Annotated in this window: 10 protein-coding genes; 4 read left to right on the forward strand and 6 right to left on the reverse strand. The window is 42.1% G+C overall.

What is annotated here, in order from left to right; genetic code table 11:
• Positions 1-76: 76 nt before the first annotated feature.
• Positions 77-1,234: an FAD-dependent monooxygenase gene (locus tag PING_RS02815; RefSeq protein WP_011768949.1), complete on the forward strand. Its 1,158-nt coding sequence runs from the start codon at positions 77-79 to the stop codon at positions 1,232-1,234.
• A gap of 192 nt (positions 1,235-1,426) precedes the next feature.
• Here the strand turns inward: PING_RS02815 and PING_RS02820 are convergent, their stop codons facing one another.
• The 5 genes from PING_RS02820 to PING_RS02845 form a co-directional block, all read right to left on the reverse strand.
• Positions 1,427-3,109, reverse strand: a complete 1,683-nt coding sequence (locus PING_RS02820) for an NAD-dependent malic enzyme (protein WP_011768950.1) — start codon at positions 3,107-3,109, stop codon at positions 1,427-1,429.
• A 111-nt stretch (positions 3,110-3,220) separates the two neighbouring features.
• Complete coding sequence (locus PING_RS02825; RefSeq protein ID WP_011768951.1) at positions 3,221-4,594, reverse strand: TRAP transporter large permease; 1,374 nt, start codon at positions 4,592-4,594, stop codon at positions 3,221-3,223.
• A gap of 2 nt (positions 4,595-4,596) precedes the next feature.
• Positions 4,597-5,220 carry a TRAP transporter small permease gene (locus PING_RS02830; RefSeq protein WP_011768952.1) on the reverse strand — a complete coding sequence of 208 codons (624 nt, stop codon included), beginning with the start codon at positions 5,218-5,220 and terminating at the stop codon, positions 4,597-4,599.
• Positions 5,221-5,391: 171 nt separating this feature from the next.
• Positions 5,392-6,390, reverse strand: a complete 999-nt coding sequence (locus PING_RS02835; protein WP_011768953.1) for a DctP family TRAP transporter solute-binding subunit — start codon at positions 6,388-6,390, stop codon at positions 5,392-5,394.
• Positions 6,391-6,988: 598 nt separating this feature from the next.
• Positions 6,989-7,810 (reverse strand): mechanosensitive ion channel family protein, encoded by an 822-nt coding sequence (locus PING_RS02845; protein WP_011768954.1) that lies wholly within the window; start codon positions 7,808-7,810, stop codon positions 6,989-6,991.
• Between the two features lie 240 nt (positions 7,811-8,050).
• Here PING_RS02845 and PING_RS02850 point away from each other — a divergent pair, with 240 nt between their 5' ends.
• Complete coding sequence (locus PING_RS02850; protein WP_011768955.1) at positions 8,051-8,695, forward strand: alpha/beta fold hydrolase; 645 nt, start codon at positions 8,051-8,053, stop codon at positions 8,693-8,695.
• 42 nt (positions 8,696-8,737) lie between these two features.
• Here PING_RS02850 and PING_RS02855 read toward each other — a convergent pair whose 3' ends face one another.
• Positions 8,738-9,940, reverse strand: a complete 1,203-nt coding sequence (locus PING_RS02855) for a multidrug effflux MFS transporter (protein WP_011768956.1) — start codon at positions 9,938-9,940, stop codon at positions 8,738-8,740.
• A gap of 185 nt (positions 9,941-10,125) precedes the next feature.
• Between PING_RS02855 and PING_RS02860 the strand changes: the two genes are divergently transcribed.
• Together PING_RS02860 and PING_RS02865 are read left to right on the forward strand one after the other, a co-directional pair.
• Positions 10,126-11,085 (forward strand): LysR substrate-binding domain-containing protein, encoded by a 960-nt coding sequence (locus PING_RS02860; protein WP_041765859.1) that lies wholly within the window; start codon positions 10,126-10,128, stop codon positions 11,083-11,085.
• 302 nt (positions 11,086-11,387) lie between these two features.
• Positions 11,388-13,025, forward strand: coding sequence for an ABC transporter substrate-binding protein (locus PING_RS02865; RefSeq protein WP_011768958.1), 1,638 nt, complete (start codon positions 11,388-11,390; stop codon positions 13,023-13,025).
• The last annotated feature ends 39 nt before the right edge of the window (positions 13,026-13,064 follow it).

Raw genomic sequence — 13,064 nt, forward strand, 5'->3', positions numbered from 1 at the left:
TTGTATTTTGTGATTTTAAGGATAATTTAAGTACAATAAAAATCGTGCTATAAAGAAAATAACGGAGGGAATAAAAATGCAACGCAGAGAAATAATTGTCGTCGGTGGAGGGATGGTCGGGGCCCTAAGTGCACTATTGTTAGCTAATCAGGGGTTTTTTATTCATATAGTGGAGAAAAGCCCCTGTATCACACCCGCGGCTAACGCACCCTTTGATTTGCGCGTGTCAGCTTTTAGTGCTCAGAGTAAACGTTTGCTTGAGCTTGCTGGCGTGTGGCAGAACCTTCCGCCAAACCGTTTGTGTGCTTATCAGGGATTACAAACCTGGGAAAAGGGCAGTCAAAAACTGAAATTTGACAGTCAGGAGATTGGTATAAATGCATTAGGCTACATTGCGGAAAATAACTGGGTGCAAGCCGTCTTATGGCAGGCATTAAAAAAACTTTCGAACGTCACCTGTTATGAAAATAGAGAAGTTAAGCGCATTATTAATTCAGATAAAAGCGTATTGATTAGTTTAGATAATGAGGAGCAGATTAAAGCGGAATTATTAATCGCCTGTGACGGGGCTAATTCAGCTGTTCGCCAACTGCTGGATATTGGTATTACTGCTTGGGATTATCGTCAGGAATGTATGTTGGTAACTATTAAAACCGATTGCCCGCAGCAAAATATTACCTGGCAGGAATTTCGTGAAACCGGTCCCTGTGCCTTTTTGCCGCTGGCAGAAAACAATGCCAGCTTAGTTTGGTACCATAATCCACAAAAAATCGGCCATTTAAAATCGCTCTCCAATGCGCAGTTAAAAGAGGTCATTAAAGATGAATTCCCGCCTCTGGATTTTGACTTTGAGATCGTAGATAAAGGGTCTTTCCCGCTTACCCGTCGGCATGCACAATCTTATTTTAAAGGATCCTGCGTTTTACTGGGAGATGCCGCACATACTATTAATCCACTGGCGGGCCAGGGGGTAAACCTGGGGTTTAAAGATGTTGAGTGTTTAGTTGATTTATTGCTGAATTGCTCAGATTTACCGATGCAAACTTTGTTAAAACGTTACCAGTGGCAGCGTAAACCGGCTAATTTATTGATGCAGAGCGCAATGGACGTATTTTATAAAGTTAGTAAGAGTGACCTTGGCCCGGTGCGTTTTATGCGCCGCGGCGTGCTAGGATTGGCGCAGAAAAGTGGGCCGCTTAAGAATAAAGTCATGAAGTATGCAATGGGGTTGTAAGCGCAATGGAGGTATTTCATAACGCAAGCAATAGTGGCCTTGGCTCGTCGTTGCGTTTAATACGGCTAGGAATGTTAGGATTGGCGCAGAGAGGCGGGCCGCTTAAGAATAAAGTCATGAAATATGCAATGGGTTTGTAATACATTACTGCCTGTTTTAAACAGACAGTAATCTCATATCAAGGGTGAGTATCTAAAAAGAGGTGCGTCTATAGGTTCTGTATTTAGGTGCCCAGAAATTATCAACTAATCGGCGCTGCATGGTTTCTTCAGACACAGGCAAAGCCAACCCATCGGCAATTGCTTGTTTGGCAACTGCATAAGCGATTGATTTACTTATTGGTCTTATTTCACCCAATGGCGGTAATAGTGCGCCTTTTACTTTTTCATACTGCATAGATGCATCTGCTAATGCCTGACTGGCGGCCATTAACATATTATCGCTAATTGCCGTCGCCCGCGCCGCTAAGACCCCCAGCCCGATCCCTGGGAATATGTAACTATTGTTACACTGGGATACTTCAATATACTCATTTTCATATAAAGTGGGCGGAAATGGACTGCCGGTTGCAACAATCGCCTGACCATGACTCCAGGTGGTTATATCCTTTGGAGTGGCTTCAACCCTTGAGGTGGGATTTGATAAAGGCAATACAATCGGATGATCAACGTTAGCACACAAACTTTCAACAACCTCTTGAGTAAATAGGCCAGGTTGACCACTTACACCAAATAATACGCTGATATTGCCCTGTTTGATGACCTGCTCTAGTCCAATATGGGAGCTTATATCCCAGTGACTAAGATCCTTTGTATATTGTATCAGAGGCTGTTGAAACGCCTGCAGGTTGGTCATTTGATCAGTTAACAGGCCATAACGGTCAACCATGAATACTCGCTGGCGTGCCTGCTCTTGGGTCAAACCTTCACGCTGCATTTGTCTTACGATGTGCTGGGCAATACCGCAACCCGCAGATCCCGACCCCAGGAAAGCAATACGCTGATCACTGAGTTTTTCACCTTTATTCTGGCAAGCCGCAATAAGTGTACCGACGGAAACGGCTGCAGTACCTTGAATATCGTCATTAAAGCAGCATATCTGATCGCGGTATTTATTTAATAGAGGAGTTGCATTAGTCTGTGCAAAATCTTCAAACTGCAGTAGTACCTCAGGCCAGCGGCGTTTGACCGCCTGAATAAAGAGATCTACAAATTCATTATATTCTTCGCCCGTAATACGGGGATTACGCCAGCCCATATACATAGGATCTGCCAGTAACTGACTGTTATTTGTACCAACATCCAGTACGATTGGCAAACAATAAGCGGGACTGATACCTCCGCAGGCAGTATATAAAGCGAGTTTACCTATTGGAATGCCCATGCCGCCTATGCCCTGATCGCCTAACCCCAATATGCGCTCACCATCGGTCACTACAATGACTTTTACGTTTTGTTTGGTGGCATTTTGTAACATATCATCAATTTTATGACGCTCAGGGTAGGAAACAAACAATCCTCTTTTACGCCGGTATATTTTAGAAAATTGCTCACAAGCAAGCCCGACCGTTGGTGTATAAATAAGCGGCATAACTTCTTCGAGATGATTTTCTATCAGATGATGAAATAAGGTCTCATTAGTATCCTGGATATTTCGCAGGTAGATATGTTTATCTAAATCAGATTTAAATGAACTAAGCTGTTGATAGGCTCTCGTCGATTGCGATTCAATGGTTTCGATATTATGTGGCAGCAGGCCGGTTAAGTTGAAGTTGTTCCTTTCTTCCTGGGAAAAAGCGCTGCCTTTATTAAGTAAAGGGCTTTCTAATAATGCCGGACCGGCAAAGGGGATATATAAAGGTCGTTGAAATGTCATAGTTTCTCGTTTTTACGTCTTGAAGTTATACCAAAAAATTAATGATGTGATCAGCATTGCAGATTAATTTTTCGTGTCCAATGCATGACCACATATTTAATAGATTTGCTGTTAGTGAGTAATAATCTCAGGTCCCATCATCAGGGTGGGTAACCAGGTTGAAACCCAGGGTACATAAGTGACTATCATCAAGAAGACGAACATAACACACACTAGCGGCAACGAGGCTTTCACTACCTTCATCACCGACATCTGTGCAACACCAGCGGTCACAAACAGATTCAGTCCTACGGGTGGGGTTATCATGCCTATCTCCATATTCACCACCATCATAATACCAAGGTGAATAGGATCAATGCCCAATGATGTTGCAATTGGAAAGACCAAAGGCGCAACGATAATAAGCAGGCCGGAGGGCTCCATAAATTGGCCACCGATTAATAAGATGATATTAACCACAATAAGGAAAGTGATAGGGCCTAGACCGGCATCGAGCATTGATGCGGTGATCATTTGCGGGATCTGCTCTTCAGTTAGAACATGCTTTAAAATCAGAGCATTGGCAACAATAAACATTAACATAATCGTTAATTTGCCCGCTTCATAGAGGGTTTTACGGGTATCTTCATGAAAAAATACATGTGACGCTTTACGCCAGTATGCTTTAGCCCGTTTCTCCTCAGGCTCTTTATCGGATAAAGGCCCCATATCTTTATAGATAAAATTAGAGATAAAAAAGGCATAAACTGCCGCTACAGCCGCGGCCTCGGTCGGTGTAAAGATACCGCCATAAATCCCGCCAAGAATAATAACAATCAGCAGTAATCCCCAACCCGCCTCTTTAGCCGAATCAAAAACCTCTTTCCAGCCAACAAAAGGCTGAGCCGGAATATTCTTAATCCGCGCATAAATATAGATAGCAATCATCAGCATTAAACCCGCGAGCAAACCGGGTATAACGCCACCTAAGAACATTCGCCCGACAGACACATCCGTCGCCGCCGCATAAACCACCATCACGATCGAGGGCGGAATCAAAATCCCTAAGGTGCCGGCATTACAGATAACACCTGCTGCAAAATCTTTGCTGTAACCATTTTTGACCATTCCGGCAATAACGATCCCACCAATTGCAACAACGGTTGCCGGAGACGATCCCGACAGGGCAGCAAACATCATACAGGCAACCACCGAGGCCATTGCCAGACCACCACGCAGTGAGCCCACTATTGCGATCGCAAAACGTATAATCCGCTTAGCGACGCCACCCGTTGCCATAAAACTGGAGGCTAATACAAAGAAAGGGATGGCCAATAAAGTATAATGTCCGGCAAACGCGTTAAACAGTGTTTGTGCGACTGACGCGAGCGACGCATCAGAATGTATTAATAAAAAGATCATACTCGACAGACCCAGTGAAACCGCAATAGGCACACCGACCGTCATGAATACAATCACCATTAGAAAAAGGGTTAACATCGCCATAATTATTCTCCTTTCTCTGAATTGTGTAACGAATCTAAATCTTCTTCGGCTTCATGACTTGCAATCATCTTATCTATTTTGTTGGTGGCAACCAGCCAGGCAATTTGCAGAAATCGATAGGTCATCATTGCCATGCTCAGCGGCAGCGCAAAATAGGGGATAAAACGGGGTAATTTTTCATATCGTTCTCCTTCATTGAACCAGCCAGATAAAAATTGTAAGAAATCTGGCATTGGAATATCCTGAGTTTCATACCAGGCCTGGTCCGTTATAAAAGGGAGCCAGTAGTCCCAAGAACCAATTAATAATAAAATTGAAAACGTTAAGCATGAAGCAACGGCGATTAATGCAAAGACTTTTTTAAGCCCTGCAGGCGCAAGATTAATAATCACGTCGACCCCGATATGAAAATGTTTTTTCACCAGATAAGAGGCACCGACCAGCACCATCCAGGCAAACATAAACACGGTCAGCTCCAATGCCCATAAAATATTATCGTTGAAAATATATCGGACAACGACATTGGCAAAGGTTAACAGGGTCATTAAACCTAAAAAGAGCGCAATGAGCGTCTCTTCCATATAGTCAGTTATTTCCCCTAATCGGGTAAAAAATCCACGCTTCATTTGCCACACTCCGAACTTATTAGTTATTAGTTATTGGGTATTGGTTATTAGTTATTGGGTATTGGTTATTAGTTATTGGTTATTAGTTGTGGGCTATTGATGATTAGAAAAGCTTATCCAACCCATTTGCTAATACAGCATTGTGTATTGGCAAATGGGAGGATAATAATATTATTTATTTGATGCTATTGCAGCTTCAAGAAGATCACTGCCGATATCTTTTTCGAATTTTTTCCAGACAGGTTTAAGTGCGTCAACCCAGGCTTGACGCTGCTCAGCTGTTAACGTACGCACCACGCCGCCGGCATCAATAATTTTTTGCTTGTTTTCTTCATTAACTCTCATTGACTCACCATTTCTGGTTTGCGTCACTTCAGACATTATTGTGGCTAACTGCTCACGTACATCTGTTGGTAAACCCTTCCACCAATCATCGGAGGTCACAAGCAGGTAATCGAGAATACCGTGATTTGTTTCAGTCACACCATCTTGTACTTCGAAGAATTTTTTACCATAGGTATTTGACCAAGTATTTTCCTGACCATCGATAACTTTGGTTTGCAGACCACCATAAACTTCACTAAAGGACATTTTTTGAGGGTTAGCACCCAGTTGTTCAAATTGAGCAACAAGCACATCGGATGCTTGAACTCTGAACTTAAGACCTTCAGCATCACTTGGCAGTAACAAAGGTTTACTCGCTGACATCTGTTTCATGCCATTGTGCCAAAATTCCAATCCTTTGATTCCTCGGCGGGTCATCGACTCTTTCAAAATATCACCGGATGCTGAATTTTGAAAACGGTCTACGGCGGCCACATCAGCAAATAAAAAGGGAAGATCAAAAATGCGGAATTTTTTAGTTATTTTTTCAAACTTGGATAAAGAAGGAGCCGCAAGCTGTAGATCACCGCTTAAAATAGCTTCTAAGGCCTGGTCATCATTATAAAGCGTGGTATTAGGAAAAACTTCCATACAAGCCTTGCCATCCATCTCTTTATTCACTCGCTCAGATAATAAAGAAGCAGCTATGCCCTTAGGGTGGCTGGTCTCATTGGTTACATGGCTGAATTTGATTACTATCTCGCCCGGCTCGCAACTTGCTGATGCATTAAAGCTTGCAAGTACTGCAACGGTGCCAAGGGAAAGGGTCATTAATTTTTTTAACATGTTGTACTCCTGTACGGCAGTTTTTAGTCTAATAGCGCATTGATGACGCAGGGCGCTGGTTGAACTACATATTATTTATAGCAATTAACATATAGCAATTAACATATAGTCATTACTATATGTTAATTAATACACAGCAATTAACGTGCCAATGTTAAATAAATGTTACAAAAGCCGCGTAATCAAACAACTCGCTTACATATTGTTAACCTGATACCTGATCAAAGAAGGTTAAAACGGGTGGAAACCCACCCATTTATATTCTGTTATGGGTGGGTTATTGCCAATTTAGTTTTAATTGGCGAATTAAAAGTGGGGCGGGTGGGGATTAAAAGGCTTATCCAATACCTCTAAATGATTTCTTTGATCTTTTCTTTGGCTTAGTTGTTAAAAGAAAAATAACGATAAGGTTTTTTCCGGCGTGATTTTAGATTATTGATGGATGCGAACGAATATAATAACAAAAGATAGTCGTTATTTATTATTCTGTTGCCGGGAACTATTTTCTGAGAGTAGTAAAAGGGGCTGTTTTAAGGCTGGGGGAGAAGAGATTAAAGCCAAAGTGATAACGATGGCTTTAGGCAAAATCTGACTTTATTTATGCAGATTCTTTATGCAGATGGACATCCATTTGCGGGAACGGAATATTAAGCCCTTCTTTGGGAAATGTCTTATAGATATTTTCATTCATGGCCCAGAACACCGGAAAAAAATCAGGTGCGTTAACCCAGGCGCGTACCGAAAAATTCACTGAACTGTCTGCTAGTGCAGAAACCACAATAACTACGGCAGGATCTGTGAATATACGCTGATCTGCATCACAAAGTTGTTTGATGACTGCACGTGCTTTATCTAAGTCATCACCATAGGCAACACTGATAGTCCAATCCACGCGACGTTTTTTTTCAGTTGAAAAGTTCACCATAGAGCTCGTTGATAATCCGCCATTAGGTATAATAATGGTTTTGTTATCGGGAGTGGTTAAAATGCTATTGAAAATTTGTATTTCTTTAACTGTTCCCATATGCCCCTGTGCATCAATAAAGTCTCCGACTTTAAAGGGCTTAAAGAGCAGAATCATTACACCACCGGCAAAGTTTTGTAATGTACCTGAAAGTGCCATACCGACAGCTAAACCCGCTGCGGCAAGAATGGCAACAAAAGAGGTCATTTCAATACTCAGCATACCAAGCACAGTTATACCTAACATCACTTTAAGCACTATGCCGCTGATGCTGCATAAAAAAGGTTTTAAAGAAGGGTCGACTTTGCCTTTTTCCATTGCTTTATTTAAACCGGAAACCAGCAACTTAATGACCCAACTACCAATCACCCAAAGGACAATGGCGGCAATTAACTTAGGTCCGTATTCGATAGCGTTCACTGTTACTAAGGTGATCATTTGATCGGGAGTCATCATTTATTTTTTACCTTTGTTATTTGTTATCAATTAATAGGACTACATTATATCGGTTTTGTATTGCTTAGAACTAAGCTGTTAAACTTTATATAATTTGGAAATACCATAGTAGGTAATAAGTTGTTTTGAAACCATCGGTTAGAGTAGTTAAATAAGATCCATTTGTCTACTTTTACGCAGCAACGAGTTCCATTTCTGTTCTTTATCTTGTTACTACTTTAGCTTAAAAATTGGAAAATAATGAATCTTATCTATAACGGGCCCACTCAAGGTCCTTTGTTTGTCTTTGCCCATGGTGCGGGCGCGCCGGCTAATGCCGATTTTATGGAAAAAATTGCCGTGGGGCTTGCTTTGCGTGGAATCCGCGTGGCACGTTTTAACTTTGCTTATATGCAGCAGCGCATTGATAATGGCACGCGTCGTCCGCCTGAGCGCGCAGAAAAGTTAGTAGTACAATTTGGTCAGCTGATTGCGAAGCTTAATCAACCTATGGTCATTGGTGGTAAGTCAATGGGTGGACGTATTGCCAGTTTGCTTGCCGCAGAGCTCGCCGATGATAAGGTTAAAGGGATCGTCTGCCTGGGTTACCCATTTCACCCTGTGGGCAAACCTGAAACATTAAGAACGGCACATTTGCCTTCCATTCAGCAGAAGATGCTTATTATTCAGGGTGAACGCGACAAACTTGGAACCCGCGAAGAAGTACAGTCCTATGGATTGCCAAAGGAGATCCAATGGCTATGGCTGGAAGATGGAGATCACGATCTTAAACCCAGGGTTAAAAGTGGATTTACCCATCAAGCCCACCTGCAAAAAGCACTTGATAAAATGGCGTTATTTATTATCAGTGCACTAGATGTAAAGACACTAGATAATCCCTTATAAACAACCATTAAATGCCAGAGATGATTGAAGTTGCGCGAGTCCTTATTGTAGGAGGGGCTCCTGATGCCAGTGATTAAAACGCGGCATTAACATGACCAGTAATAAACTGCTGCTCAATCCGCCCATTAATACAATCAAAGCATAGGGGGCAGTTAAGTTAGTTTGCTGAATCAAGCCGGCTAACAATGCTGCACCACTCATCTGAATGCAGCCTAATATCGCCGCTGCTGTTCCCGCGCGTTCGTCAAATGCAGATAAGGCCATACTGGTAGCAGGCCCAAGTAATAATGCAAAACCAACGCATAACAGCATCATAGGCAGCATAAATGCAAATGCTGCGCTGATACCGCTGTCAAGTCCAAGGTGCTGTGCAACAAACTGCAGGGCGGCTGAGGTTATTAGGGTCAGCAAAGCAATCAACACAGTGGCACGGTTACCAAAACGTTTAATCACCAGAGGGGCTACAAAACATGCGCTGATATTAACCACGGCATTCACAGCAAATAAAGCACTAAAAGTTAATTCGGAAACCCCTAAATGCCTTATTAACCAGTCAGGTGCATAGGAAACGTAGGTTAAAATGGACGCCATACCGACCATGCAGGTTAAAGCGTAAAAGATAAAATGGGCATCCTGCAGGACAGGTTTAAAACGAGCCCAGCTATATAATAGACCGTCGCTGTCAGTATTTTTGGGGCGAGTCTCCGGTAAGTGCAACAGGGAAATAAATAATATAAGCAGTGCATAAAGCGCCATAAATACAAAGGTTGAACGCCAGCCAAACTGCAAGGCAAGCAATCCGCCCAGGGTGGGTGCCAATGCCGGAATCACGCAGATAACTCCGTTGAGATAACTGTAATAATAGGCACCTTGTTTGGCCGTATAACTGTCACGTACCGCACTAAAGACCACTATCGAAGTGGCGCATGCCGCAAGCCCCTGTAATACCCGCGCAAATTGTAGCCAGTGGAACTCTATAACATTCGCCGCCAGCAAACTGCTTGCCACGTAAAGTACCATTCCGGCGAGTGCAATAGGGCGTCTACCAAAACGATCCGCGAGTGGACCAATTAATATTTGTCCTACCCCCATTGCGAATAAAAACAATACTAAGGTTGACTGTATTTCGCTGGATGAAACATTAAATTCTGCGGCCATTGCCGGCATTGAAGGCAGATAGATATCGATGGCAAGCGGGCTTAAAACCACCATCGACATCAACATCGGTAATATATTTTTGCGCATTATAAGACTCAAATAGTTAACACATTGATTATCTGAGGTAGTTTACCCAAGGTTAGTTATGAATCATAATGGTATGATTTCAGAACTGAATTTCCTTTTGGGCATATCTTAAGTGGATGACGCGAAGAGAGACCCTTATCAAGATGGCCGTGTATTTCTGAATAGACTTTCAAGGAGTTTGTCTTATCAATATCAATAACCTTGCAAAGATTGATCTTAATCTTTTAGTTACCCTGCAAATTTTATTAGAAGAGGAGAGTGCTACCCGCGCTGCAAACCGTTTAAACTTGAGTCCATCGGCTTTAAGTAAAAGCCTGCAGCGCTTAAGAGAGACGCTGGGTGATCCTCTTTTTGTACGTAATGCACATGGATTAAAGCCGACAGCACATGCATTGCAGTTTAAATCACAATTACCCGCCATTTTACAAGGCCTGTACCAAATTACTCTGCCGCCCGTCTTTACGCCGCATACAAGCCACAGGCAATTTTCTTTTGCAATACTTGAAAGTGCTTATCAAACCCTATTACCTTCTTACATAGGACCACTGCTTAAGCAGGCTCCTTTAATAACGCTTGATATATACGGGTGGGCTGAAAAATCAATGCAGGCTTTATTACAAGGGCAGATTGATTTTGGTATCACCGCGCGGGATTTGCATCCAACATCAGATTTAAGGCTTAATAATCTACCGGAAGGTATTAATCAAAGTACCTTATTTACTGACCAGCAGATCTGTTTAGTCAGAGTGGGGCATCCTATACTTAATACACTAGAGGTCGGAGGGTGGAATATGGAAAGTTACCTGCAAATGTCACATGTGCAGGTACGCTGCGAAGGTAATGACTGGTGGGCCTTAGATTATCATCTGGCAGAATCCGGACGGCATAGGCACATCAGCAGTACCCTGCCGGATTTTTATGGTGCAGCCAGTGTTTGTGCGCACAGTGATCTTATTTTCACCCTACCCTCAAGCTTTGTTGCGCACGCTAAAAAATTATATCCATTAGTGCAGCTACCCTTACCGCTCACCTTTTCTCCCCTTGCCTATGTCCTGCTATGGCATAAACGTAACGACGATGAACCGGGTCATAAATGGATAAGAGAAACAATCTGCGCAAGTATTGCGCAGGCAATGAAAGCATGATTATGAGCGTAATCTAAAACCAATTCCTGGGGGGATTAGAGAGGGCTGGCACAATACTGTGGTCACTTTTTAAAACCAAAATTCTGATCTCTGAGGCATTAAAAACAGTGAAAATAAGATAATGTGACCTAAGTATCAATATTTAGGCGAGATGGTTGCCTACCTTCTATTCATCCAATAATATCATAGAAAGAAAGCGCTTTCTTTGTTGTTGTGGGATTAGGTTTCTGTAAAGGCATGGATACCAGATAAGGCTCAGGCAAGCGTTTATGTTGTGATTCACTAAATTTAAGGATTCTTTAATGCATAACAAAAAGATTTTAGCTTCTATCATATGCGGCTTATTAATATCTTCAAACAGCGTCGCCTCAGAAGATTTTAAACAGGGTGGTACATTGACTGTGCCAATTATTGGTACCGGTTTTGTTGATAACTACAATCCCTATACAACCAAAGACTTATTGCACGGTGTGATGTTTGAACCTTTACTGGTTTTTAATAATATGACTGGTAAAACTGAATACCGTTTAGCAAAATCTGCTGAATATTCCGATGATCTTAAAACTATCACAGTTAAGTTACGTGATAATTTAAAGTGGTCTGACGGCTCGGCATTAACAGCAACAGATGTCGCCTTTAGCTTTACCATGACTAAGGATACACCGGCCTTTGATCAGAAAGGGATTTGGACTGCAGGTAACCTGGCCAGTGTCACCGCGACGAATGCAACAACCATTGTTTTTGCCTTAAATGAAGCTGATTCTACTTTTATCTGGAATCTGGAAAGATACCATATCGTGCCTGAGCAGGTTTGGAGTAAAGCAGAAAATTTAACCACTTTTACTAACCCAGATCCTATTGGCAGCGGTCCAATGACAGAGGTTACCTATCTTAAAGCGCAGCAGATGGAAATTTGCCGTAACCCTGAATATTACCTTGCAAACCGTCCGTATCTGGATTGTATTACTTTCCGTTCTTACAATGATAACTCACAAATTCAGCCTGCCTTAATGAAAGGTGAGATTGACTGGGGTTCTAACTTTATTGCCGATGTCGAAAATACCTTTGTCGCAGAGAATCCTAAAAATCATCATTTTTGGTACCCGGCTAATGATGCAATCCATCTTTATGTCAACACCAAAGTAAAACCTTTTGATGATCTGAACGTCCGTAAAGCTTTATCAATGGCACTGGATCGTGACGAAATTGTTGATATCGCGGCATATGGTTATCCAACGGCTAACTTTAATGTGGGTGGTATTGGTGAACTGTACGATTCTTATATTGATAAGGAAGTAACAGCTAAATACAAAGACATTACTGAATTTAATCCTGAAAAAGCAAAGCAGTTGCTTGATGCTGCCGGTTACACCGATCTTAACGACGACGGATTCCGCGACATGCCGGATGGCACGCCAATTGAATTTGATATCGAAGTGGTAAATGGCTGGACGGATTGGATTCAAGTCGTCCAGATGGTCACTGAGTACTACGAAGAAGTGGGTATTAAAGCGAATGTTAAAACCGTCGATTGGGCAGTTTATGACTCATCACTGAAAGACGGTAAATACAAAATGGCCATTAACTGGTCTTTAGTGGCAACCAATCCGATTCTGGCTTATCAGGAATACTTTGATACTGCACGTATCGGTAAAACCTGGCATGCAGGTCACGGTGTCCATTCGGCAAAAATTGATACTCTGATCAATAGCTTTGGTTCAACCAATGATCCTAAAAAGCAGCAGGCAATACTTAATCAGTTGCAGGAATTCTCTGCGGCAAACTTAGCCTTTATTCCTTTGTTTTCAAACCCTACCTGGTTCCAATACAACAGCTCAAAAATTGTTGGATGGCCAAGCAAAGAAAATCCATATGTTCAGCCTGTTTGGTATGACGGTGGTAAACGTAACTTAATTATCAATAATCTTCACCTTAAGTAATTTTTGTTTATAAAAAGAGCCACATTGTGGCTCTTTAAT

It is taken from the genome of Psychromonas ingrahamii 37 (genome assembly GCF_000015285.1).
Taxonomy (GTDB): Bacteria; Pseudomonadota; Gammaproteobacteria; order Enterobacterales; family Psychromonadaceae; genus Psychromonas; species Psychromonas ingrahamii.